This window comes from Mesorhizobium sp. M1027 (genome assembly GCF_040318745.1).
In the GTDB taxonomy this organism is placed as follows: Bacteria; Pseudomonadota; Alphaproteobacteria; order Rhizobiales; family Rhizobiaceae; genus Mesorhizobium.
Genome location: NZ_JAMYMW010000008.1, coordinates 24,836 through 48,651 on the forward strand (window position 1 = coordinate 24,836; position 23,816 = coordinate 48,651).

Annotated in this window: 20 protein-coding genes and 1 pseudogene; 9 read left to right on the top strand and 12 right to left on the bottom strand. The window is 60.6% G+C overall.

What is annotated here, in order from left to right; all coding sequences use genetic code 11:
- Positions 1-131: 131 nt before the first annotated feature.
- A complete protein-coding gene (locus tag NKH50_RS16430; protein WP_352879864.1) occupies positions 132-1,883 on the bottom strand; it encodes a type I secretion system permease/ATPase in 1,752 nt (583 codons plus the stop codon).
- 405 nt (positions 1,884-2,288) lie between these two features.
- On the opposite strand from NKH50_RS16430, the gene NKH50_RS16435 reads away from it, so the two are divergent.
- Positions 2,289-2,981, top strand: a complete 693-nt coding sequence (locus NKH50_RS16435) for a N5-glutamine methyltransferase family protein (protein ID WP_352802995.1) — start codon at positions 2,289-2,291, stop codon at positions 2,979-2,981.
- A gap of 85 nt (positions 2,982-3,066) precedes the next feature.
- On the opposite strand, the gene NKH50_RS16440 is transcribed toward NKH50_RS16435, so the two are convergent.
- The 7 genes and pseudogenes from NKH50_RS16440 to NKH50_RS16470 form a co-directional block, all read right to left on the bottom strand.
- Positions 3,067-3,333 (bottom strand): acyl carrier protein, encoded by a 267-nt coding sequence (locus NKH50_RS16440; protein ID WP_254819389.1) that lies wholly within the window; start codon positions 3,331-3,333, stop codon positions 3,067-3,069.
- 56 nt (positions 3,334-3,389) lie between these two features.
- Positions 3,390-4,946, bottom strand: coding sequence for a class I adenylate-forming enzyme family protein (locus NKH50_RS16445; RefSeq protein WP_352737313.1), 1,557 nt, complete (start codon positions 4,944-4,946; stop codon positions 3,390-3,392).
- Positions 4,943-6,964 (bottom strand): asparagine synthase (glutamine-hydrolyzing), encoded by a 2,022-nt coding sequence (gene asnB, locus NKH50_RS16450; RefSeq protein ID WP_352737314.1) that lies wholly within the window; start codon positions 6,962-6,964, stop codon positions 4,943-4,945. Before asnB ends, NKH50_RS16445 begins: the two co-directional genes overlap by 4 nt.
- A gap of 3 nt (positions 6,965-6,967) precedes the next feature.
- Positions 6,968-7,951: an NAD(+) synthase gene (gene nadE, locus NKH50_RS16455; protein ID WP_352737391.1), complete on the bottom strand. Its 984-nt coding sequence runs from the start codon at positions 7,949-7,951 to the stop codon at positions 6,968-6,970.
- On the bottom strand, positions 7,948-10,686 hold the full coding sequence (locus NKH50_RS16460) for an AMP-binding protein (protein ID WP_502906869.1): 2,739 nt from the start codon (positions 10,684-10,686) through the stop codon (positions 7,948-7,950). Before NKH50_RS16460 ends, nadE begins: the two co-directional genes overlap by 4 nt.
- A 259-nt stretch (positions 10,687-10,945) precedes the next feature.
- Positions 10,946-11,194, bottom strand: coding sequence for a hypothetical protein (locus NKH50_RS16465; RefSeq protein ID WP_352803004.1), 249 nt, complete (start codon positions 11,192-11,194; stop codon positions 10,946-10,948).
- 261 nt (positions 11,195-11,455) lie between these two features.
- A pseudogene (locus NKH50_RS16470) lies at positions 11,456-11,767 on the bottom strand (proline iminopeptidase-family hydrolase); the annotation flags it as partial.
- Here NKH50_RS16470 and NKH50_RS16475 point away from each other — a divergent pair.
- The 6 genes from NKH50_RS16475 (at position 11,648) to NKH50_RS16505 (ending at position 16,880) form a co-directional block, all read left to right on the top strand.
- Entirely contained in the window at positions 11,648-11,998 is a 351-nt protein-coding gene (locus NKH50_RS16475; RefSeq protein WP_352879867.1) for an oligopeptide/dipeptide ABC transporter ATP-binding protein, read from the top strand. The pseudogene NKH50_RS16470 and the gene NKH50_RS16475 overlap by 120 nt on opposite strands.
- Positions 11,999-12,309: 311 nt before the next feature.
- Positions 12,310-13,518, top strand: coding sequence for an ABC transporter substrate-binding protein (locus NKH50_RS16480; RefSeq protein ID WP_352879869.1), 1,209 nt, complete (start codon positions 12,310-12,312; stop codon positions 13,516-13,518).
- Between the two features lie 11 nt (positions 13,519-13,529).
- A complete protein-coding gene (locus NKH50_RS16485; RefSeq protein WP_352822601.1) occupies positions 13,530-14,303 on the top strand; it encodes an ABC transporter ATP-binding protein in 774 nt (257 codons plus the stop codon).
- Complete coding sequence (locus NKH50_RS16490; RefSeq protein ID WP_352507224.1) at positions 14,296-15,006, top strand: ABC transporter ATP-binding protein; 711 nt, start codon at positions 14,296-14,298, stop codon at positions 15,004-15,006. The genes NKH50_RS16485 and NKH50_RS16490 overlap by 8 nt, the downstream gene beginning before the upstream one ends.
- A complete protein-coding gene (locus NKH50_RS16500) occupies positions 14,999-15,901 on the top strand; it encodes a branched-chain amino acid ABC transporter permease (RefSeq protein ID WP_502906876.1) in 903 nt (300 codons plus the stop codon). Before NKH50_RS16490 ends, NKH50_RS16500 begins: the two co-directional genes overlap by 8 nt.
- 1 nt (position 15,902) lies before the next feature.
- The gene (locus tag NKH50_RS16505) at positions 15,903-16,880 is read left to right on the top strand and encodes a branched-chain amino acid ABC transporter permease (protein WP_352737321.1); all 978 of its coding nucleotides are present in this window, start codon (positions 15,903-15,905) and stop codon (positions 16,878-16,880) included.
- A 19-nt stretch (positions 16,881-16,899) separates the two neighbouring features.
- On the opposite strand, the gene NKH50_RS16510 is transcribed toward NKH50_RS16505, so the two are convergent.
- The 4 genes from NKH50_RS16510 to NKH50_RS16525 are packed head-to-tail and all read right to left on the bottom strand — an operon-like array spanning position 16,900 to position 20,872.
- A complete protein-coding gene (locus tag NKH50_RS16510; RefSeq protein ID WP_352737322.1) occupies positions 16,900-18,075 on the bottom strand; it encodes an ABC transporter ATP-binding protein in 1,176 nt (391 codons plus the stop codon).
- Positions 18,068-19,210: an extracellular solute-binding protein gene (locus tag NKH50_RS16515; RefSeq protein WP_254819524.1), complete on the bottom strand. Its 1,143-nt coding sequence runs from the start codon at positions 19,208-19,210 to the stop codon at positions 18,068-18,070. The genes NKH50_RS16510 and NKH50_RS16515 overlap by 8 nt, the downstream gene beginning before the upstream one ends.
- Before the next feature lie 22 nt (positions 19,211-19,232).
- Positions 19,233-20,054: an ABC transporter permease gene (locus NKH50_RS16520; RefSeq protein WP_352879875.1), complete on the bottom strand. Its 822-nt coding sequence runs from the start codon at positions 20,052-20,054 to the stop codon at positions 19,233-19,235.
- Positions 20,051-20,872: an ABC transporter permease gene (locus NKH50_RS16525; protein WP_502906870.1), complete on the bottom strand. Its 822-nt coding sequence runs from the start codon at positions 20,870-20,872 to the stop codon at positions 20,051-20,053. Before NKH50_RS16525 ends, NKH50_RS16520 begins: the two co-directional genes overlap by 4 nt.
- Before the next feature lie 309 nt (positions 20,873-21,181).
- Here NKH50_RS16525 and NKH50_RS16530 point away from each other — a divergent pair, with 309 nt between their 5' ends.
- Complete coding sequence (locus tag NKH50_RS16530) at positions 21,182-22,108, top strand: ArsR/SmtB family transcription factor (protein ID WP_352507219.1); 927 nt, start codon at positions 21,182-21,184, stop codon at positions 22,106-22,108.
- 185 nt (positions 22,109-22,293) lie between these two features.
- Positions 22,294-23,805 (top strand): arabinosylfuranosidase ArfA, encoded by a 1,512-nt coding sequence (arfA, locus tag NKH50_RS16535; protein ID WP_352879877.1) that lies wholly within the window; start codon positions 22,294-22,296, stop codon positions 23,803-23,805.
- Positions 23,806-23,816 lie beyond the last annotated feature (11 nt).

A 23,816-nucleotide genomic window follows, 5' to 3' on the forward strand; every position in this document is an offset into this window, starting at 1 on the left:
GCTCCGGACCAGATTACCCCAGGGTAGATTGGCTCGAATGCCATCCGACTCCGGCTTCGCCCCGGTCGGCTGGCCTTCGCCGCCAACCGCAGCATATGACGACATGGTCACGTTAGACACTAAGCAATACCTCACGCATGCCCGCTTGCACCGTGCTGCAGCGGAACGACAATGTTTGGCTTGTCCGGACGCGGGAAGGGCCGGACCACATTTGCCAGAACGTCTTCGCGCGAGCCGAACGAATGGAGCATCCCGTTCGACAGGACGAGTACCTGATCGATGTTGACGAGAGCGGAGGGGCGATGCGCAACGACGATCACGATACCGCCGCGCTGACGCACAGCCAGGATTGCGCCGGCCAAAGCAGCATCGCCGTCTGCGTCCAGATTGGAATTTGGTTCGTCAAGAACGACGAGGAAGGGATCGCCGTAAAGTGCCCTGGCAAGCCCGACGAGCTGCCTCTGCCCAGCCGAAAGGGCCGCGCCGCCTTCTCCGATGCGTGTTTGAAAACCCTGCGGAAGACGCATGATCATCTTGTCCACGCCCGCAGCCTTGGCAGCTGCCAGCACGCCTTTTGCGTCGCTTTTGCCGCCGAACCTCGAAATGTTATCGGCGATCGTCCCGTCGAACAGCTCAACGTCCTGTGGCAGGTAGCCAATATGAATGCCGAGCAGTTCTGAGTTCCACTGATCGAGCGAGGCGCCGTCCAATCTTACCGTGCCACGAAGCGGCTTCCACGCCCCGACCAAAGCGCGCACGAGCGTGGTCTTGCCGGAGCCGCTCGGGCCGACGACCGCCAACCCTGCGCCTCTTGCCAAGCGGAAGCTTACATTGAAGATGGTTGGCTTCTGCAGGCTTGGTGGCGCGACAGTCAAATCTTCGACCGCAAGCTCCGCCTTTGGGCGCGGCAGTTCCATTGTCTCTTGCTGGCTAACAAAGGCATCCAGCGCTGCCGCCAGCTCGGAATAGCTCTTGCGGGTTGCCAGAAACCCTCTCCAGTTTGCAATGGCCACATCGACCGGCGCTAGTGAGCGGCCCAGCAAAATGGACGATGCAATGATCACGCCGGGCGAGGCCTCGCCCCCGATCACAAGGTAAGCACCAAGCCCCAGCACACATGATTGCAAGGCCATTCGCAGTGTCTTCGACAGTGAGCTTGCTGCGCCGACGACGTCTGAAAGCCGTTCCTGGTTCTTCAGATAAAGATGACTGACCTCGTTCCAGCGCCGGCTAAGCGGAGCAGACAGGCCCATCGCCTGAACGACCTCTGCATTGCGGCGGCCGGAATCCGCCAGCAGCCGCTGCGCCACGAGTGTTTCAGATGCACGAGCCGCAGGTTTGCGGCCGATGATCTCGGCAACCACCGTCAAAAAAACAACGGCGCATGCACCGAGCGTTGCCAGCACGCCAAGGGCGGGGTGCAGCAGATAGATGACCACCATATAAAATGGTATCCAGGGAGCATCGAATAAGACCGTCGGCCCCAGCCCGGAAAGAAAGCCACGTAGCTGGTCCAGATCACGAAGCGGGTGTACCCGGTTCGCGTCCGGCCCGGCGACGAGGGGCAGGGAAAGCGAGGCTGCAAACGCCTTTTGCTGCAGATTTTTATGCAGGCGGCTGCCGATGCGGACCAACAGGCGAAGCCTCACGAAATCGAGGAGCCCGTAGGCCGCGTAAAGTCCCAGCATCCCGACGGTAAATCCGATAAGAGTCGGCACGCTCTGCGAAGGCAGCACGCGGTCGTAGACCTGGAGCATGTAGACGGAGCCGGTCAAGGCGAGGATATTTATCAATGCGGAGAAAACGCCTACGCCGACGAGGCCGTGCACACAGCCAAACATTGCGGAGCGTAGATCGAGCGAGCGCTCTTTGGTCGACTTCATGATGCGCGCTCGTTGACGCGAAATTGCCGCGCAATCTCGTCGATTCTTTCGATGAGGGACAAACTTTAACCTTCCGGGAAGCAGCAGCTCCGCCCCGCTGCTGGAACATTACGAATTGCTTACATATGTGCCTTCTTTGATTAAAATGTAGCAAAATCGTGACGCCAGGCTGAGAATTCGGCAACTGGCTCGCCAGCCTGGGGATAACCGGCTCGAGTAAGGAGATATTCCTAATCATGACACGGCGCAGAAGCTTATGGTCATCTTTGTAGCATCAGGGCTTCAAAGCGTCTGAGGCGGGATGGGTTTTGATTTTGTCGATCGAGAGTTAAGCGGTTTTAAGATACACTTTATCGGTGCGCCATTGTCGGCCACCAACGCCGGATAAAACGGGAGGCGAGTGTCGTGAGCGAAGAGATCAATGTCGCCGATGCCTATGGCAGGGGCCGCAGCACCTTCATGGGACTGCAGCTGCTCGTCTCGCCCGGTGCGCTTGTTCCTCGACCGGAAACGGAACTGCTCGGCAACGCCGCTCTCGATGTTCTGAGCCAACTGAACTTGCCGGTACCTCGCGTTGTCGACATGTGCTGTGGGGCGGGCAATCTGGCGTGCGCCATCGCGCACCACGCCCCCACCGCGCGCGTGTGGGCAAGCGATCTTACCGACGGATGCGTGCAGGTCGCGCGCCGCAACGTCATCCATCTTGATTTGGAGGAGCGGGTAACGGTGCTTCAGGGCGACTTGTTCAGCGCCTTCTCCGGCCTGGAGCTTGACGGCACGATCGATGTGGTCGTTTGCAACCCGCCCTACATTTCGGAAAAACGGCTCGAGGGCGACCGTTCGCATCTGGTCGAACTCGAGCCGCGTGAAGCATTCGCAGCCGGCCCCTACGGCCTGAGCATCCACATGCGGGTGCTCAAGGAGGCGCCGCGTTATTTGCGGCGCGGAGGCATCCTGCTTTTCGAGGTCGGCCTTGGCCAGGACCGGCAGGTCATGAGTTTGCTCGAGCGTTCCAAGGTCTATGAGAGTATCCGGTCAGTCACCAATCCAGCCGGCGAGGGCCGGGTGGTTGTGGCACATACAAAGGCGCAGGCATAAGCGCCACAGTCGCGGCAGGCTTCAGACGCGCTGTCGCGGCTTAAAACAGCCGGGGATTTGAAACAGAGCTGCGGGCTTTCGGCAATCAGTTTCTCTTGCGCATAACGTATCGCGCAATTCCCTGGATGGAATCGAGGTTCTCGGGCAGCAGCTCGCTGTCTTCGACCGTGATGCCGAAGGTCTCCTCGATGAAGCCGATAACCTCGAGCACCCCCGTCGAGTCCACGATGCCCTGGTCGAGAAGCGAGGTGTCGCTCTCCAGACTGTCCGGATCGGCTATATAGAAATTCGAGGCCAGGAAAGCGCGAATTTGTTCACTGAAGGTATCGGTTCTATCCTTGGTAGATAACATTGATTTCGCCTCCGGTACAAAAGATGAATGCTGATCAACTTCGCTCTGGTGCCGACTCATGACAGGGCCGTTTTTTTGAGTTTGCCCGTGTCGGTCATCGGCAGACTGGGTACGATGACGATGGACTTCGGAACCATGAAGTTTTCCAGCCGTCTCTGGCACTCTTTCTGCAACTGCTTTTCGCCGAGCATGCTTCCCTTCTCCATCACGACAAACGCCTTCACTGCTTGCCCGAGCAGCTCGTCCGGAACGCCGATGACCGCGGCTTCCCGTACGCCGGCAATGTTCATCAACGCGTTTTCCACCTCCTTCGGCGCTATCTTCTCTCCGCGCGATTTTATGATCTCGTCGCCGCGACCGACAAAGTAGAGATAGCCCTCGGCGTCCATCCGGCAGTAGTCGCCGGTGTACAGGACCTGCTCACCCGGCAGCGGTCCGGGTTTGAGCTTTCTGGCTGTCGCCTCCGGCTTGCCCCAATAGCCCTTCATCACCGTCGCTCCGCGGATGACGAGCTGACCAACGACGCCGGGTCCGACCCGCCTGTCATGCTCGTCGACAATCCACATTTCCGTGTTGGGGATGGCGATCCCGACGCTCAACGGCTTTCGCTCAAGATCGTCCGGCGGCAGGTAGGTGCAGCGCTTGCATTCGGTAAGGCCGTACATCGAATAGATACGGGCGCCAGAAAACAGCTCCTGCAGCAGGAGAATGTGCTTGAGCGGCAGGGCGGCCGCAGTGTTGGTGACATAGCGAATGCTCGAAAAATCCTGATCCCTCAGAGACTTGAGCTCCCCGAGTGCGGCAAAGATGGTCGGTACGCCGGGAAAGCCCGTCACCCTTTCTTGCTTGATCAGCCCAAGGATCTGCGCCGGGAAGGCGAACGAACGCTCAAGCACCAGCCGGGCGCCCGCGCCGAACGCCATGATCATCTGGTAAAGACCGTAGTCGAAGGCGAGCGGCAGGACATTGAGGATCACCTCGTCTTCGGCAAGCGCCAGGTATGAGGAAATCGAGGCGCATGCGGCGATCATGTTTCGATGCGTCAGCATCACGCCCTTGGGCTCGCCCGTCGAGCCGGACGTATAAATGATCGCAGCGAGATCGATGTCGATGCAGCGGCGCGCGGGCGGCGTGCTGCGGGCTGCCGCGACCGCAGTATCCCAGCGCACAGCATGCGGCAGTTCTTGCAAGTCGTTGCGTTCGATCGGCCCGGAGACGATCATGCGGCGCAACGATGGGCAATTCCGCGCCGGGTCCCTGAAAATCGAGTGCAGGTGTTTGTCGGTGATCAGTGCGGTCGGGCGGCAGTCGTTGAGCAAATAATCGAGCTTGTCACTTTTGGTGAGCGGATTGACGATGCACACCACGGCGTTGGCCTTGAGCACCGCCCAGAAAGCGACGACGGCCTCGACAGTGTTGTCGGCGAAGATCACCACTCGATCGCCACGCGCAATTCCAGCCTCGGTCAAATGGTGCGCTACGGCGTTCGAGCGCATGTCGAGATCGCCATAGGTGACACGTTGATTGCCGCACACCAGGGCCACCTTGGCGCCGAACCGGCTGGCAGAGTTGGTGAGATAGTCGTGCAGGAGGGGTACGGCGCCATGCATCATGCGAGCACCTCTTCACGATGCTCGCGGTCGATATCGATGCTGAGCTTGAGCGTGCGAGCCCCACTTGGACGGCTCGCGATAAATTGCCGATGGAGAAGCTGTGTCGACAGCACTCCGACCAGCGCCATATTGTCGGAGTTGGACAGGTCGCCGCCGCCGGCGCTGGCTTGGCACTTGCTCAGGAGCCGGGTAACCGATTTGGGATCGAAGACGTTCGCTTCGCGCAGCGCCGCCTCCGAAAGTGCTTCGCGAATGTAGGCCGGAGCGCCATCTGCGACGAAGCAAAGCGCGTTGGGGGCCCGGTAAGGCTGTTTCTTGCGGGTGACGATTTCCGACGGCACGATCGGTTGCGCCACACGTTTCAGCACATGCTTTTCGTCGAGCACACGCAGCTTGTAGGCGGCCGGAAGCGAATTCGCGAGCCTCACGAGTTCATGGTCGAGGAACGGGAAGCGCCCCTCGACGGAATGAGCCATGAGCATCCTGTCCCCTTGTGAGGACAGCAGGTAGCCCGACATCAGCGTCTGGATCTCGATATACTGGTCCTGCGCAAGAGAGCCCCATCGCGAAAACTCCGACGGCAGGCGGGCAAGCAGCTCGGACACGGCGTTATGGCGCTCCGTTTGGGCGCGCATGTCTGCCGAAAACAGCCGCTTGATGGCGCTTGTGGTACGCCAGCGCGTGCCATGCGCAAAACCAGGCGCGTCACAGGCGTGGATGTCGCGCCCGAAGAACTGGCGTGCCATCGCTTGCTGCTGTACCGGCGAGCGGCTGAGATAAGGATAGAGGCGCTCCAGCAAACGGGAGCGTCGCTTCGAGGCGGGCTGGCGTCCCCAGAAGCGGCGGACCTTGCCTTCGCGGAACAAATCGTAGCCGGCGAACATTTCGTCGGCCCCTTCGCCGGTCAGCACGACCTTGATGCCATGCTGGCGCACCAGTCTCGAGAGCAGGAACAGCGGCGCCGGCGCGGTTCTTAGGATTGGCCGCTCGGCATGGTAGATCACCTCAGGGAAGATGCCAGCGATATCGCTGCGCGAAACAACCACCTCATGATGGTCGCTGCCGGCCACGCCGGCAACCAGGCGCTGGAAATGCGTCTCATCATATTCGGCGTCGGCAAAACGCAGCGAGAAAGTCTGGAAGCGCTCGCCCGCGAAGCGTCTCCCCAGCGTGGCGACCAGTGAGCTGTCGAGCCCGCCGGACAAATAGCAGCCAACCGGCACGTCGGCGCGTACTATCCTGAGCGCCGTCGCGGCCTCCAGGGCGCTGCGCACTTCCTCCACCGCGTCATCAAGCGAGCCGCTGAATTCATCATCGCCAGGCCCGTCAACCTCTGGATAGGCAGGCTTCCAAAAAGCCCGCTCGCGAACGACGCCGCGGTCATAAATGCGGACATGCCCAGGCGTGAGTTCGCTTACTCCTCCAAACACGCCTTGTGGCGGCGCGACAGTCCAAAGAGTAAAAGTCTGATCGATGCCGGCTGGATCGAACGCGCGGGGTATGTCCGCATCGGCCGCGAAAATGGCCTTCACCTCGCTGGCGAAGTAAAGCCGTCCGCCATGCTCGCAAAAGTGCAGCGGGCAGATGCCGAACCGATCCCGAGACAGGACGAGACGACCTGCCACGGAGTCCCAGATGGCGACTGCCCACTGCCCATTCATTCGCTCGAAGGCGGCCTCGCCCCAGGCATGATAGGCATGGACGATGACCTCGGTGTCGCTGCGTGTGCGGAAGCGATAACCGAGCGCGGCCAGGTCTTGTCGCAGCTCGACGTAATTGAAGATTTCGCCGTTGAAGACGATCCACATCGTGTCGCCCGCGCCGGCGAGTGGCTGCTGGCCGCTCGCGAGATCGATGACGGACAGGCGGGCATGTGCCAATCCCGCACGTCTGTCCCGGTAGAGGCCACGCTCGTCCGGGCCGCGATGCGCCAGCGCGCCCACCATGCGCATCAGCGCATCCCGGGAAGGGGGAGCCGCGGCGCCGCTCAGCGACACAATTCCGGCGATGCCGCACATCGCCTAGCCCTCGCCCATTGAAGAGGACACCAACGGCCGCGCGTGAAGATAACGTGCGGCGCGCCGCTTGCTATCGATATCCTTGAAAACCTTCTGGACCTGCGCCTCGGTGAGGCCGGTTGCCTCAGCGACCTCTTCGCTGGCTATCCCGTGGTTCAAGCCGTAGAGGCACAGATCCATCAAATAATAAGGCAGCGCGAAGTAGAACTCCTCCTGACTCTGCGGCATCGAAAAGGTGTCCGTGGTGGGCGGTCTTCGCCGGACCTCTTCCTCCACCCCAAGATATTCGGCCAATTGATAGACCTGGGTCTTGTAGAGGTGGACGATTGGCATCAGGTCGGCAATTCCGTCGCCTTGCTTGACGAAGAAGCCCTGGTCGTACTCCAGGCGGTTCGGCGTGCCCGCTACCGCGTAGTTGAGGCGGTCGGCATGGTAGTATTCGGTCATCTTGCGCAGGCGCTGCTTGTAATTGGTTGCCGCGACGATCTGCAGATAGGCTGCCGGCGGCAGACGCACCGTGTCGGTCCTGCCCTCGGGATCCTGAACTGTGAGGCGCGTGATGTTGAGACCGTTGCTCTCGAGAACCGAGGCGAGCACCAGCTTGCATTTCCAGCCGTCCCCATATTCGGGAACGACAGTCTTGATTGCTTCGGTCTGCCGTCTGTAGGCGCCGATCGCTTCGAGGGCCGGCGTTATATCCTCCAGGACCGTATCGATACCAAGCTGCGCGGCGACGGTGCGGCCGAGCCTTAGCGAGTCGCCGGAGGAATGGCGCTCCGGCATGAATATCCCGAGGACCTTGTCTTTTCCAAAGGCGCGAACACATAACGCCGCGACGACTGAGCTGTCGATGCCGCCTGAGAGGCCGACAACCACCCCTCGACGTCGCAGCGTGCCAAAGACCTGCTGGCGCAAGATCTGGACGATGCGATCGACTTCCGCGCCAGCGTCGAGCACCAGGGCGTCTTTGCCGAATGTTGAGATCAGGTCGATGGCTTGTACTCCAGTTTGCGAGACTCGGTTGGCGAATAGGTTTGCGCCACCGCTTTCTCGATAAGGGGACGGTTGGTGGCGAGGTGAGGCTCTATGACCAGGTCGATATGGGTGCCGACGATCGGAATCACGTCCAGATGGGCGAAAACGCGATCCCAGCCGATGGCCAGAGTCATTCCGGGTCGAGCACAGCGAAACAGGGTGCCGGTGATCGGCAGCGCCGGCTTCGGCTCTGTCAGCCATTGGAAGAAGGCCCGTGCTCGCAAAACCTCCTGCAGTTCCAGTTTGGTTCTAAAGCTCGTCGCATTGAATTGTCCCTGAGCGTAGCGATCGAGAAACCGGACCAGTTGCGCCTCTCGCCGCATTTTCACGGCGACTTTCGCGAGGGCGCGGCAAGCCATCCGGGAAGCGGATACGCGGTTGGTCCGGATTCGATTGAATGTGCGCGTAAACGTCTCCAAGTAGGCGCTTCGCTCGCCGACGAGGCTGGTGTCGAGGATGCCGAGGAACTTTACAGTTCGCCCCGCGGCCAGCAGCCGCGCCGCAACTTCGAAAGCAACAGCGCCGCCGAGCGAATGGCCAAGAAGTCGTATGTTACCCGAAGGTTGAGTGCGGCGGATCTGCTCGACGGCGGCATCGGCCATGTCGGCGAGGCTGTTTTGCCCGCGCAGTATCAGAGCCAGGGCCGGATACCTGATCGGGGCAACGCGGGTGACCTTGCCCATCGCTGCTGCAAAGGCAGCAAGGCTCGGGCCATAGCCGACCGACCCCGGGAACAGAAAAAGAATGGGAGGGTCGTGCTTCTCGGCGCGCGCGCTTTGGTCGCCTGCCTGTGCAGACACGACCGCCTTGACCATTTCGTCCAGGCTCATTCCGACGGTGAAGGCCTCAAGACCGAGTTCCTGCCCGATAGCGCTTTCGATTTCCATGACGCAGTGCAGCAGCTTCAGTGAATCTCCTCCGGCGTCATCCCAGCGTCCTGCCGCCACCCGCGTATTAAGAATGCTGGTCCATGCCCGCTGGACGACCTGCTGCGCCGTCAGCTTGCCTCGCGGCTCGAGCGGACGCTCGATCGCTGCCGTCTCTCTGGCTGAAAGATCCATGTCTGCAAGTGTCGTGATGTCGACTTTGCCGCTCGGCAGACGCGGCATCTCGGCGATCGTGTGCAACCGCAGGGGACGCAGCGGTGGCGGCAGATTGGACCTGACAAGCTGGCGAAGCTCGTCTGAAAAGGCCGCTTCGGCCGAGCGCCGAGGAACAACAAAGGCGACAAGCTCATTCGCCGCAGCCACGATTGCCACAGCATCCGCAACAGAGGGTGCGCAACGCAGCACCCGTTCGAGTTCGGCTGGCTCGACGCGTCGACCATTGATCTTTACCTGGCGCCCCTTGCGACCGACGATGTGCAGTAGGCCTTGGTCATCAAGTCGAACGAGGTCACCCGTCGCAAAAATCCGAAGGCTTGGATCGTCCGGGTCTGATGTTGCCTGCACAACCGCCCCGTCCTCCCAATGGCCAAGCAAGACATAGGGGCTCCTGATCAGAAGCTCTCCGCGGTGGCCCGGTTGAACGCGGCGGCCCGCTTTGTCGACAATTGCAAAGGTGATGCCAGGCAGTAGCCAGCCAACTGGAACCGAATCTCCATGCTCCGGCCAGTCTCGCGGCAGGAACCATTGCGAGCCCGTGGTCTCGGTCGACGAGTAACCGATCTGGATGAGGCACGTATCGGAGACGGCCTTGCGCAGCAGGGCGATGTCGCTCCACGGCACCTTCTCGCCACCGATCCGAGCGACTCTGAGTGAATGAAACGCTTCCGCAGGTCCGTCTGCCATGAGCGCGCGAAGCAGTGCCGGCACCAGATAGGTGATTGTCACGCCCGCGGATCGCACCAGACGTTGCACGGCGCGCAAGCCGACCGCTTCGACTTCGACCAGATGCAAGGTGGCGCCGGTGAGAAGAGCTGCAAGAATCTCCCGGCACCCGGCGATTGTGGCGGGTCCGGTCAATGGCAGGAAAACATCATCCGAGTTGATGTGGCATGCATCGACATATTGCTGGACCCGGCACAGCAAGCTGCGCTGGCTGTTAACGATGCCTTTGGGCCGGCCCGTGCTTCCTGACGTATAAAGCACGATGGCGGGCGCATCGACCGAGGCGGAATAAGACTGAGGCACTTGCCCACCCTGCGAGGCCGCACTGGTCGACACATCGATCCAACTGACCCGGTGAGGCAAACCGTCGGGTCGGACATTGCCCTCGCCCAGAATAGCTGAGAGTCGCGCCCCGGCCACGATTTCAAGAATCCGCGAGCCAGGATCTCGTGCGTTCAGCGGCACCGAAGGGCGCCCAGCCGCCATGCTTGCCAGCATGGCGATGGGATACCAGGCTGAGTTGGCCTGAAGAATCCCTATCGCCTGTCCATCTGGGACGGCCGCCGCGATCTGGTAGGACAGCGTCTCGACTGACCGGAGAAGCTGGGAATAGGTCAGACGATTGGCGCCGTCGCTGATCGCAAGCTTGTCGGGGTACTGGCGGACGATATTTCTCAGGTGCTCGAAGGCCGCAATGTTGGCAAAATCGGCGCCCAATCTTTGAAATGGGCGCAGTACGGAACCACCCTGATCCAGTGCGTATTGTGGGACACTTGACCAATTATCGGAGGTCGTTGTCTGACAATCCACCGCTAGATCCTGATCCGCGACTTCTGATCCCAAATATGCCGAAGACATGAGTTGCCTACGTTAAGATTAGGGTCACTTATCGCCCCCCGCCCCGATCTTTTCATCGATCATTCTGATGATGCCCTTCGCCTGTTTCGCAAGCCGCGGCCGAGCCAATCATGCCGAGCTCGCTGGCTGCCGTGGTGCGCATGACACGGCAAGCACTGGCGTTTGTGCCAAGTTGGCAACGCCTGTTGGACACATGCCAAGGCGGGATCGAAGACCAAGGTGGGCCGAAGACGGAATTGCCGCTACGCAGGCATATTGCCTATTCTGTGTTTCTCCCGGGCGATACAGGGGATGCTTCGGTGTCGGAATAGCTGCCGGGGACGAAACAATATGCATAGATCTGTCCCCGATTTTCGTCGGTCACGCGAATCCAATCCTTTTCCCACGTTCGGAAGGTAATACGCCCGCCCGTCATCATAGCTGCGGCTCTGAACGGACTCGGCGCATTGACAACGCGCACCGATATAACATCGTCGCCGTCCATACGCTCGACGAGATACGTCTGCATGAAAGCCTCCCCATGCCCCGCTAGATCACCCGCACTTTAACGACGGCTAATCAATTCGGTTGCAACGTGTTTAGCGAAACTTGGAGGCGATAGTTTCCATACCCACCGGCGCCGGGGGTCCCTCTCACTCCGCGTCCGTCAGATTTTTCAGCGACGGGAAGCCAGTACAGGTGAAGGCAGGCTGATTCGGGCCATGCCGGCCTTCATGACCACTGCGCCGTGTCGACGATCCGTTGGAGCAGAAGGCCGGATGCTGGAACGTCAATCGTGTTTGGCCAGGAAGCGCCCGACGGCGGTGAGGCACTCGTGCTTTTCCTCGACCTGCGGCATGTGGCTGGAATTCGAGAAGACCAGGCCTTCGACGTAGGGAATAAGATCCAGAAAGGGCTGGACGCAGGCCTCGGTCGCTTCGTCGTAGAAGCCGCGGAAGACCAGGGTCGGCGTCTCGATCCGATGCAGGCGGTCGACGATGGTCCAGTCCCGCATCGTGCCGATGACGTGGAACTCATTGGGACCATTCATGGTGTGATAGACGGTCGGATTTTCCTCGATTGCCGCAAATGTCCGGGCGACCATTACACCGCGGCGCTGCGTTCCGCCGTGCCGATACCCGGCATCGACCGGGCGCGGCGCGGCCGGCTGGTGCTCAAGGGTGACCTGCCCAGCCCGATGAACCCACCCTCGGGGTGCCGGTTCCACACCCGTTGCCCAGCTGCCACCCCGATCTGCCGCAGCGAGCGCCCGCTTCTCCAAAGCATCGGCGAGGGCCGCCTGGTCGCCTGCCATCATCCAGCCGACGGCTGACGAGGGGAATTCTCGTTCAACGATATCCGGACCGTCAGCCGTAATCGTTGCTTCGGCGAGAATAGAGGCCGATCTGGACGCCGCACGATCCGGCGCTATGTTGCGCTTCGGCGGCCGGGCATCGCGGATGCCTAATACTAAAGTAACTGTTCTCGCGTTGCCGAGCGATGCTACGATTTGAGGACGGCGGCCGTACAGCGCTGCGTGATTTTGCGCCGGAGAGGATGGAATGTGGGAGGCCACTCTTCGTGTCGCAGCAGGCAGCCGCCGACATGTTGCTCGGTTGTCGACCATAAGGGAGGAAGTCACCAATGAAGATATCGTACCTGGTCTCGGCCGCGCTTCTTGCAGCGACTGCAATGCCTGCCGCAGCCGCCGAGATTTCCGACGGCAAGGTCAAGATCGGCATTCTCAACGACCAGTCGGGCGTCTATGCCGATTTCGGCGGCAAGTGGTCGGTCGAGGCCGCCAAGATGGCGGTCGAGGATTTCGGCGGCAAGGTGCAAGGTGCGCCGGTCGAGATCGTCAGCGCCGACCACCAGAACAAGCCGGACATCGCCTCCAACATTGCGCGGCAGTGGTATGACACCGAACAGGTCGATTCCATCATGGAACTCACCACCTCCTCGGTGGCGCTCGCCGTCCAGGGGATTTCCAAGGAAAAGAAGAAAATTGATATCGTCACCGGCGCCGCGACCACCGAGCTAACTGGTAAACAGTGCTCGCCCTATGGCTTCCACTGGGCCTACGACACGCATTCGCAGGCAGTGGGGACCGGTGGCGCTCTCGTCCAGCAAGGCGGCGACAGCTGGTTCTTCGTCACCGTCGATTATGCATTCGGATATTCGCTCAAGGAGCAGACCGCAAAGTTCGTCGAGAGCCATGGCGGCAAGGTGGTTGGCGAGGTGCGTTACCCGCTCGGCTCGACCGACTATTCATCCTTCCTGCTGCAGGCGCAATCGTCGGGCGCCAAGGTCATCGGCCTGGCGAATGCCGGCCTCGACACCTCCAATTCGATCAAGCAGGCGGCCGAATTCGGTATCGTGCAGGGCGGTCAGCGGCTTGCAGCACTTCTGTTCACGCTGGCCGAGGTGCATGGGCTCGGTCTCGAGGCGGCGCAAGGCGTGGTGCTGACCGAAAGCTTCTACTGGGATCGCGACGACAAGAGCCGCGAGTTCGCCCAGCGGTTCTTCAAGCGCACCAACCGCATGCCGAATATGATCCAGGCCGCCACCTATTCAGCGGTGACACAGTATTTGAAGGCGATCGACAAAGCCGGCACCGATGGAACCGAGGCGGTCGCCAAGGAATTGCATTCGATGCCGGTGAACGACGTCTTTACGGCGAACGGCAAAGTGCAGCCCGACGGCAACATGGTTCACGACATGTATCTTTATCAGGTCAAGTCGCCGAGTGAGAGCACCAAGGAGTGGGACTATTACAAACCCCTTGCCACGATCCCCGGTAACGAGGCGTTCCTTAGCGCCAAAGAGAGCGGCTGTCCCACGGCCGGCGAGTGATTGGCGGACCGATGGCGCCGCCTGAACCGGATCGGCCGCGGGTAGTGCTTTCCGCCCGCGGTTTGCGGCGTGACTTCGCCGGCTTTGTTGCGGTCAGGAATGTCGATCTCGACCTCTACCACGGCAATATTCACGCGCTGATCGGACCCAACGGCGCCGGCAAGACCACCGTGTTCAACCTGCTCACCAAGTTCCTGCCGCCGACCAGCGGCAGGATCGAACTGCTCGGCCACGACATCACCCGCACCTCGCCGGCCAAGGTCGCGCGGATGGGCCTGGTGCGCTCGTTCCAGATATCGGCAGTGTTTCCGCATCTCAGCGTGCTCGACAATGTGCGCGTTGCATTGCAGCGACCGGGCAGGCTCAGCGTTCAGTTCTGGCGCTCGCTGTCGGCGCTCGATAGATTGACGCCGCGCGCCGAGGAGCTTTTGCGGTCTGTCGGCCTCGACGATGCCAAGAACAGGCCCGCCGCCGATCTCTCCTATGGCAGGAAACGTGTGCTCGAGATCGCCACGACGCTGGCGCTCGAGCCGAAAGTGCTGCTGCTCGACGAGCCGATGGCCGGCATGGGGCATGAGGACGTGCGCACGGTTTCCGACATCATCCGCTCGGTTGCCAGGGATCGCGCCGTGCTAATGGTCGAGCACAATCTGACGGTGGTGGCCGATCTTTGCGACTGGGTAACCGTCATGCAGCGCGGCGAAATCCTTGCCGCCGGCGACTACCCCACGGTCAGCCGCGACGAGCGGGTGAGGGTCGCCTATATGGGCACCGCCGATGACTGACGCCGCGCCGCTTCTTGCAGTCCGCGACCTCAACGCCTGGTATGGCGAGAGCCATGCGCTGCACGGCGTCGATCTGGAGGTCTTTCCAGGTGAAACTGTGACGTTGCTGGGCCGCAACGGCGTCGGCAAGACCACGACATTGCGCGCCATCATCGGGCTGATCCGCCAGCGGACCGGCCAGATTTTTTTCGACGGCAAGGATCTGATGCGCCTGCCATTGCATCGGACCGCGCAGCAAGGCATCGGCCTGGTGCCGGAGGAACGCGGCATCTTCGCGACGTTGACCGTGGACGAGAATCTTGTGCTGCCCCCGATCGTCGCCGAAGGCGGCATGAGCGTGGAGGAAATATTCGATCTTTTCCCCAATCTGAAGGAGCGCCGCAACAGCCCCGGCACCAGGCTCTCGGGCGGCGAGCAGCAGATGCTGGCGATCGCGCGCATGCTCAGAACCGGCGTGAAAATGCTGCTTCTCGATGAGCCGACCGAGGGCCTGGCTCCGGTCATCGTGCAGCGCATCGGCGATCTGCTGGCGACGATGAAAAAGCGCGGTATGACGATCCTGCTGGTCGAGCAAAATTTCCGCTTTGCCAGCCGCGTCACCGACCGTTTCTACCTGATGGAGCACGGCAAGGTCGTGGCGGCCTTTCCGGTCGGCGAACTGCCGGATCGCATGACGCTGCTGCATGAAGTGCTGGGTGTATGATGGCGCCATGACGATGATCTTCGGAATACCCCTTCAGGCATTCTTCGGCCAATTGCTGGTCGGCCTCATCAACGGCTCGTTCTACGCAATGTTGAGCCTGGGCCTGGCTGTCATATTCGGCCTGTTGCGCGTCATCAATTTCGCTCACGGCGCGCTCTATATGCTCGGCGCCTTCATCGGCTATCTGCTTCTCACCAGGTTCGGCATCGGCTACTGGCCGGCTCTGATCCTGTCGCCGCTGATCGTCGGCGGCTTCGGCGTCGTGGTCGAGCGCCTGGCGCTGTCGAGGCTTTACGACATCGACCCGCTCTACGGGCTACTTTTCACCTTTGGCCTCGCGCTCGTGCTCGAAGGGGTATTCCGTTACTACTATGGCGTATCGGGAAGTCCTTATTCCGTGCCGCCGCTGCTGTCCGGCGGCACCAATCTCGGCTTCATGTTCCTGCCCAATTATCGCGGCTGGGTGGTTGTTGCCTCGATGATCGTCTGTTTCGGCACTTGGGCGCTGATCGAGAAGACCAGGCTGGGCTCCCATCTGCGCGCGGCAACGGAGAACCCCGGCTTGGTGCAGGCTTTCGGCGTCAACGTGCCGTTGCTGCTGACCCTCACCTACGGCCTTGGCGCCGCTCTTGCCGGGCTTGCGGGGGTTCTAGCCGCGCCGATCTATCAGGTGAGCCCGCTGATGGGATCTGACCTCATCATCGTCGTTTTCGCCGTTGTCGTGGTCGGCGGCATGGGATCGATCCTTGGGGCGATCGTCACCGGTTACATGCTTGGCCTCGCCGAAGGCTTGACCAAGGTTTTCTATCCCGAAGCCTCCAATCTGGTGGTCTTCGTCATCATGGCCATCGTGCTTCTGGTTCGGCCAGCCGGCCTGTTCGGAAGGGATGCCTGAGATGGCCGAACTGACCCTTCGCGAGACGCGTGCCAAGAATTCCGCACGGCTTGAATGGGCGCTGGTCGGGCTCGGCATCGTGGCGCTGCTGGCGGCGCCTTTCTTCATCTATCCGATCTTCCTGATGAAGATGCTGTGCTTTGCGCTGTTTGCCTGCGCGTTCAACCTTCTGCTCGGCTACACCGGCCTGTTGTCCTTCGGCCATGCGACGTTCTTCGGCGGGGCGGCCTATTTCACCGCATATGCGGTCAAGGTCTGGGGCTGGCCGCCGGAAGCGGGCATCCTGCTCGGTGTCCTGGGAGCCGCGCTGCTCGGCCTTGTGATGGGCTTCTTTGCCATCCGCCGGCAAGGTATCTATTTCGCCATGATCACGCTGGCGCTGTCGCAGATGTTCTTCTTCTTCTGCGTGCAGGCACCGTTCACCGGAGGTGAGGACGGCATCCAGGGCGTGCCGCGTGGTAGGCTGCTTGGAATGCTCGACCTGAACGTCTCGATCAACATCTATTATTTCGTGCTGGCAGTCTTCCTGATCGGCGTGTTCGCCATCTGGCGCATCATCAACTCGCCTTTCGGCATGATCCTGCGTTCCATCCGGGAAAACGAAAGCCGGGCCATTTCGCTGGGCTATTCCGTCGCCAACTACAAGCTGGCGGCTTTCGTCATGTCGGCGACATTGGCCGGGCTGGCCGGCGCGCTCAAGGCGATCGTTTTTCAGTTTGCCACGCTCACCGACGTCACCTGGCAGATGTCGGGCGAGGTGATCCTGATGACGCTCCTCGGCGGCATCGGCACCATGGTCGGGCCGATCATCGGGGCCAGTCTGGTCGTCGGCCTGGAAAACACGCTCGCCACCTCGAGTTTTCCGGTGACCATCGCCACCGGCCTGACCTTCATGGTCTGCGTGCTGGTTTTCCGGCGCGGTATTCTCGGTGAGGTCTATGCGCGGTTTCTCGGGCCAAAGGGTGACGCGAAAGACTGAACGGCTCAGTTCTGCCTCGCTACGCGATGCGTAAGCCTTGCGCGTCGAGAAGCACGCAGCCCAGAGGATCGAAGCAGACATCGACCATTTCGCCTTCACGCAGCGGCTGGCCGTCGATCAGCGTGTTGGCGCGCACCAGCGTGCCGGCGCCGATGTCGATCTCGTAGACCGCATTGCCGCCCAGATAGGAGGTCGAGACTATCCGTCCCGCCAGCCTGTTGGCAGCACCGACGGTACCGACGGTAAGCTTCTGCGGGCGAACGACGACGGTGACCGCGCTGCCGGTCGCGAGCGCCTTCGGCGCTGCCGCCTTTACGACATGGCCGCTGGCCAGCGCGATCGTCGCCATCTTGCCGTCCATCACTGTCACGCTGCCAGGCAGCATGTTGGCCTTGCCAAGGAAATTGGCGACGAATGCGGTGGCCGGCTGGTCATAGACCTGCGCGGGGGAGCCGATCTGCTCGATCAGGCCGGCATTCATGACAACGATGTGGTCGGACATCGACAAAGCTTCTTCCTGGTCGTGCGTCACGAAGATAGCGGTGATGCCCGTCTCCCTCTGGATTTTCTTGATCTCGACGCGCATGTCCTCGCGCATGTTGGCGTCGAGTGCCGACAAGGGCTCGTCCAGCAGCAGCACTTCCGGCTCGAAGACGATGGCGCGGGCCAGTGCGATGCGTTGCTGCTGGCCGCCAGAGAGCTGTGATGGCAGCTTTGTCTCACTGCCGGGCAGCCGCACCATGTCCAGCGCCTTCTTGACCCGGCGCACGATTTCCGGTTTCGGCACGTTTCGATATTTCAGGCCGAATGCGACGTTGTCGAAGACGTTCTTGTGCGGAAAGAGCGCGTAGTTCTGGAACACCAGACCAATGTTGCGCTTGTAGATCGGGATGTCGTCGACCCGCTTTCCGCCGATCGAGATCTGGCCGCTGGAGATGTCGACCAGGCCCGCGATCGATCGCAGGATCGTCGTCTTGCCGCACCCGGACGGCCCCAGCAAGGTGACGAAACTACCCTTGCGGATCGCCAGTGAAAAATCGCGCACAGCGGCGAACTTGCCATAAAAAATATCGATGTCGCGAAACTCGACCGCAGGCTTTCCTGTCGGCTGCCTCTCGCCTTGGGCGAGCGGGTCGCCAGCGGCCCCGGCCGACGCAGGCCGAGGCTGCCGGTCGTGGCTGTCGTCGTCATGCACCTTTCGACACCCTGTCCCATTGCTTGGTCCAGGCGTCTTCGTTCTTCGCCCAGTAGAGCGGATCGGCGAAGGTCAACGACTTCATCGATCCGGTCGGGTCGAAGGCCGGAAGTGCCGCGATCTTGTCGGTCAGCTTCACCTTGGTCGGGTCAAGCGATGGCGGATAGTTCTGGCCCTCGGCGACGGCGATCGAGGTTGCCGGATCCAGCATGAAGTTGATCAGTTCCTCGCATTCGGCCATGGGCGAACCCTTGAGCACCAGCATGTCCTCCATCCACGCGTATGAGCCGGCAGGGTCGAGATAGCCGATTGGCTGGCCCTGCTGCTGCAGGGCGGCGACACGTCCTGACCAGGCGTCGGTGACGACGATCTCGTTTCGCGACAGGAGGTCCATCAGTTCCGCGCCGGAACTCCAGAACTTCTTGGCCAGGTCGCGGGTCTCGCGAACCTTGGCCCAGATGGCATCCATGTCCTGGATGTTGTTGGGATCCTGTTTCGTCTGCAGCGCCGCATACCAGACGCGCGTCGTCATATCGGCGTAGCCGCCGATCTTGCCGGCATATTTCTTGTCGGTAAGCAGGTTGGCGCCCTTTTCCTTGGCTTCCTCCGGCGAGATGACCTTGTTGTTGTAGGCGATGCCGGTGGTGCCGTAATCATAGGGCACAGCCGACAGCTTTGGCGTGATCTTGCGGAAGGGCTCGATCATGGCGGTCAGCACATTTGCCATGTTCGGGATGTTCGCCTCGTTGATCTCCGAATTGAAACCGCCATTGACGTATTTGATGTAGTAGTTGACGCCGGAAGAATGGACGATCTGGAAGTCGCCCGGCTTCGACGTCTTGATCTTGGTGATGATCTCGTTCTCGTCGCCAAAGGTGCCCTGGACGACCTTGACCTTGGACTTGGCGGTGTAGGGCTGGAACGCGTACTTATCGATCGCTTCCTGCACCACGCCGCCCCATCCGTCGAAGCGCACTTCCGAAACCGCGGCCAGCGCCCGTCCCATCCAGGGCATGGAAAGTCCGGTGGCGGCGGCAGCGGCGGCCGTCAGCGTCAGGAATGATCGCCGGCTGATGTCGCCATCGGCATATCGTTCGTTGAGCCGTTCCAGTCGTTTGGTGGTTGTCACTTTCATTTCCGTTCTCCCATTTTCATTTTCACTTGCCTGCCTTGAACCAGGTGAGGCTTTGCAGGATGAGCCCGCCAGCCAAGGGAATGCCGACCGTCAAAAGGATCATGACGGTTCCGAGCGCGTTCACCTCGGGGCTGATCGAGATCTTCAGCATCGAAAGGATTTGCGTTGGCATGGTCTCGACGCCCGCCGGCCGCCAGAACAGGCTGGCCGAAGTGTTGTCGAACGAAATCGTGAAAGCGAGCAGGACGCTGGCAAGCACTGCGGGAATGAGCAGCGGCAGCGTAATCTCGCGGAATGTCGACACACGCGGCGCCCCGAGCGACAGCGCCGCCTCCTCATAGGAACGTTTTATGCCGACCATGCGCGCCTGGACGATCAGCACCACGTAGGGGAGCGTGAGCAGAATGTGGCCGAGCACCAGCAGCGTCATGCTGCGCGGCTGGTCGACGGCTTTGATCATGACCAGCAGGCCGACGCCGAGTATCGTTTCAGGGACCAGCGCGGGAAGAATGACAAGCGTGTTGATCACCTGCTTGCCACGAAACTCGAAGCGCACCAGCGCTAATGCCGCCATGATGCCGAGCAGCGTCGTCACCGTTGCCGTTACCAGGGCAATCCACATCGATGTCCGGAAGGCGTCGAGAACCGGCTCGTTGGTGAGCAGCTTCTCATACCACCGCAGGCTGAAGCCGGTGAGGGGAAAGCCGCCGAACATCGAGGCGTTGAAGGAAAGCACGACCGTGGCGAGGATCGGCGCAAACATGAAGATGTAGACGCACACCGTGACCACGCCGGTCAGCCGCCAGGCCCATCTGCCTTCGCGATCGGGATGATCCGCTCTCATGCGCTGAGGCCCTTCATGATCTGCGACAGGCCCATATAGCGGCTGTAGGCGGCCGCGGCGGCGCCGAGCAGGACGAACAGGACGATGGAAAGCGTTGCGCCCATCGGCCAATTGAGCTGCCCCATAATGGTATCGTAAATCAGGTTGCCGAACAGCGCATCGCGGCTACCGCCGAGCAGCTGCGGCGTCACATAGGAACCGGCCGCCAGCACGAAGCAGAGCAGCAGCCCAGCGCCCAGCCCCGGCATCGATAGTGGCAAGGTCACTTCGCGGAACGCCTGCGCGCTGGTACAGCCCATCGAGCGGGCGGCGGCGATCAGCGTGCGGTCGATGCTTTCCAGGCTGACATAGACGTTCAGGATCATGTAGGGCAGCAGAAAATGCAGCAGCCCCATGATGACGGCGCCCTCGGTGTAGAGCATCGGCAACGGCTCGTCGATGACGCCCAGCCTGATGAGCGCGACGTTGATCAGCCCCTGTTCGCCGAGGATGTGGATCCACGAGAACGTCCGGATGGTGAAGCTGATCCAGAACGGCACGATGAGCAGCAGCAACAGCAGCCATTTGTGCCTGAAGGTCGTGGCCCAGATGAAATAGGCGGGGAAATAGCCAAGGATCGCGCAGATCACCGCGGTGATGGCGCCGACGCGAACGGTCTTCCAAAGAAAGCCGTGATAGTAGCTGTCGGTGAGGAATTCCTTCCAGTTATCGAAGGTCAGCACCGCCGACTCAACTCCGGCGGTGACGAAGGTGAAAAACGTGTAGACCGTCATCATCGCGATCGGCAGCAGCAGAAGCAGGGTAAGCAGTATAAGCACAGGCGCGACGAGGACCCAGGCCAGTCGCTGATCGTATAATTTCCACCCTTTGGTCACGACCCGTCCACACCAATTTATGTGCAAGCCGCCATCACCGGGGCTCGGCTTGGGACTAGATTGGGCGATCGGCGTTCAGGTGTCCACTCTGCATGTGACTCCAGCACAAACTCTGTGCAGGGCCACCGGTTGACCCTCGCCCTGCCGGATTCAACAAATTGCCCGGCGTTCCGCCTGCGCATTGATTAAATCAGCTATCTCGATATACAGGGTAAATTTCGAATATGGATTTCGCGTGAGCCGGGCAATTTCATGAGTCGCAATTTTCTGGTGATTGAACCTGAGGAAGGCATTGCCGTGCTCAAAGGGCTTGCCTCCTCGGCGCGGATCTCGATGCTGAAACTGCTGCATGAAAAGGGGCCGATGAATATCAACGAAATCGCCGCCGTGCTGTCGCTGCCGCAGTCGACCGTCTCAACCAACATCCAGGTGCTGGAGGATGCGGGGCTGATCCGAACCGAGAACCTGAAAGCGAAGAAAGGCAGTCAGAAAATCTGTTATCCGACGGCCGAAGAAGTGCTTGTCGTGTTCAAGAGCGAATACCGTGCGGTCAAGAACGATGCGATCGAAGTGTCGATGCCGATCGGGCTTTACACCGGCTTTGAGGTTACCGCGCCCTGCGGCCTTTGTTCGCCGGACGGCATCATCGGCTTGCTCGATGTGCCGAACACTTTCCTTGATCCGGATCGCATGAAAGCCGGTTTGCTGTGGTTCACGCGCGGTTTTGTCGAATACCAGTTCCCCAACAATGCCAAGCTCGCCAATGCCGAGATCACCGGACTCGAAGTGGCGATAGAGCTGTCTTCGGAAGTGCCGGGCACCAGCGCCGATTGGCCCTCGGACATCACGCTGACGATCAATGGTGTCGATGTCGGCACCTGGACGTCGCCGGGGGATTTCGGCGACAAGCGCGGCGTCTTCACGCCCTCCTGGTGGAAGCTCAAGGGCTCGCAATACGGCAAGCTGAAGAACTGGCGAATTGCCAATGACGGCACCTATGTCGACGGTCTCAGGATTTCCGAAACCGGCCTCGCCGCTCTCGATCTAAAGAGCCATCATTCAATCCGCGTCCGTATCGGCGTCAAGGACGACGCCGAGCGCCCCGGCGGGATCAACATTTTCGGCAAGGGCTTTGGAAACTACGATCAGGACATTCTGCTCAGGATCAAAACTGGTTGATATCATGAAATCGGGTTCTGAAGATAACGCAGCAACTTCAACTGTTTGGCTTTCTGCTGTGCCAAAGCGTTGGTCTAATTGTCCTACATTTGGGCATTTTTGACTTGACGAAGGGTTGCCAGTTCCTCTTTGATATCGGGCAAGGTGATTTAAATCATCATTTGTGATATCGATGGGAGGAATGCATGAAGGCAGCCGTTACGGCACATCCGCATTTTGTTGTCTCGGAGATCGATCCGAGACTCTACGGATCCTTCATCGAGCATCTCGGGCGGGCAGTTTACACCGGCATCTATGAGCCCGGCCATCCGACAGCGGATGCCAACGGCATGCGTCAGGACGTCATCGATCTCGTCAGGGAACTCAATGTTCCGATCGTCCGCTATCCCGGCGGCAATTTCGTCTCAGCCTACAATTGGGAAGACGGCATTGGCCCCAAGGAAGAGCGCCCGGTGCGGCTCGACCTCGCCTGGCACACGTCGGAAAGCAACGAAGTCGGCCTGCATGAATTTGCCGATTGGTGCACCTGCGCCAACACCGAGATGATGCTTGCCGTCAATCTCGGCTCGCGCGGCCTCGACGAAGCCCGCAACCTGCTGGAGTACGCTAACCATCCCGGCGGCAGCAAATGGAGCGACAAGCGCATCGCCAACGGCCGCAAGGAGCCCTTCGACGTCAAGCTCTGGTGCCTCGGCAATGAAATGGATGGCCCCTGGCAGATCGGCCACAAGACCGCGGACGAGTATGGCCGCTTGGCGCATGAGACGGCCAAGGCCATGCGCGCCTTCTCCAAGTCACTCGAACTGGTGGTCTGCGGCTCTTCGAACGCCAAGATGCCCACCTACCCTGAATGGGAAGCGACGGTTCTCGACCATACCTACAACGAGGTCGACTACATCTCGCTGCACATGTATTTCGACAACGAAGCCAACGACGCTCCGAACTATCTCGCCATGAGCGAAAAGCTCGACGCCTACATTGTCTCGGTCGCCGGCGTCATCGACTATATCAAGGCCAAGAAGCGCTCCAACAAGCAGGTTTACATCTCGTTTGACGAATGGAACGTCTGGTACCATTCCAAGGAGCAGGACAAGAAGATACTCGGCGGCAGCGACGGTTGGCCGTTCGCCCCGCCGTTGCTCGAAGACATCTATAATTTCGAGGATGTGCTGCAGGTCGGCCTGATCCTCAACACCTTCATCCGCCGTTCCGACGTCGTCAAGATCGCGTGCCTGGCACAACTGGTCAATGTCATCGCGCCGATCATGACCGTTCCGAATGGTCCGGCATGGCGGCAGACGATTTTTTATCCCTATCTGTTTGCTTCCAACTATGGCCGCGGCAATGCGCTGGATCTCAAGGTGGAAAGCCCGACCTACAGATCCAGCGTTGCGGGCGACGTCGCCTATGTCGATGTTGCCGGCGTGCACGACAGGCAAACCGGCCACGTCACCTTCTTCGCCGTCAACCGCCATTCGAGCGAGGCAATCGAAACAGTGGTCGACCTCTCCGGCTTCGGGGCGGCGGAGATCGTCGATCACCAGGTGATGGCACACGCCGATCTGAAAGCCGTCAATTCGGCCGAAAACCCTGGCAATGTCAGCCCCAGGAAGGGTGAGGGCGCCGAAGTCGCCGGCGGCAAACTAAACCTGTCGCTGCCGGCGTATTCCTACCAGTTCATACGCCTGAGGCTCTGAGTTCGGGCGGA

Bases quoted from the DNA above. Each gene is read 5' to 3' on its own strand.
- NKH50_RS16520 (WP_352879875.1), bottom strand. From the start codon at position 20,054: ATGAGAGCGGATCATCCCGATCGCGAAGGCAGATGGGCCTGGCGGCTG.
- asnB (WP_352737314.1), bottom strand. From the start codon at position 6,964: ATGTGCGGCATCGCCGGAATTGTGTCGCTGAGCGGCGCCGCGGCTCCC.
- NKH50_RS16485 (WP_352822601.1), top strand. From the start codon at position 13,530: ATGGCGCCGCCTGAACCGGATCGGCCGCGGGTAGTGCTTTCCGCCCGC.
- NKH50_RS16515 (WP_254819524.1), bottom strand. From the start codon at position 19,210: ATGAAAGTGACAACCACCAAACGACTGGAACGGCTCAACGAACGATAT.
- arfA (WP_352879877.1), top strand. From the start codon at position 22,294: ATGAAGGCAGCCGTTACGGCACATCCGCATTTTGTTGTCTCGGAGATC.
- NKH50_RS16490 (WP_352507224.1), top strand. From the start codon at position 14,296: ATGACTGACGCCGCGCCGCTTCTTGCAGTCCGCGACCTCAACGCCTGG.
- NKH50_RS16480 (WP_352879869.1), top strand. From the start codon at position 12,310: ATGAAGATATCGTACCTGGTCTCGGCCGCGCTTCTTGCAGCGACTGCA.
- NKH50_RS16475 (WP_352879867.1), top strand. From the start codon at position 11,648: ATGCAGGCGGTCGACGATGGTCCAGTCCCGCATCGTGCCGATGACGTG.
- NKH50_RS16430 (WP_352879864.1), bottom strand. From the start codon at position 1,883: ATGAAGTCGACCAAAGAGCGCTCGCTCGATCTACGCTCCGCAATGTTT.
- NKH50_RS16505 (WP_352737321.1), top strand. From the start codon at position 15,903: ATGGCCGAACTGACCCTTCGCGAGACGCGTGCCAAGAATTCCGCACGG.
- NKH50_RS16465 (WP_352803004.1), bottom strand. From the start codon at position 11,194: ATGCAGACGTATCTCGTCGAGCGTATGGACGGCGACGATGTTATATCG.
- NKH50_RS16440 (WP_254819389.1), bottom strand. From the start codon at position 3,333: ATGTTATCTACCAAGGATAGAACCGATACCTTCAGTGAACAAATTCGC.
- NKH50_RS16530 (WP_352507219.1), top strand. From the start codon at position 21,182: ATGAGTCGCAATTTTCTGGTGATTGAACCTGAGGAAGGCATTGCCGTG.
- NKH50_RS16460 (WP_502906869.1), bottom strand. From the start codon at position 10,686: ATGTCTTCGGCATATTTGGGATCAGAAGTCGCGGATCAGGATCTAGCG.
- NKH50_RS16445 (WP_352737313.1), bottom strand. From the start codon at position 4,946: ATGATGCATGGCGCCGTACCCCTCCTGCACGACTATCTCACCAACTCT.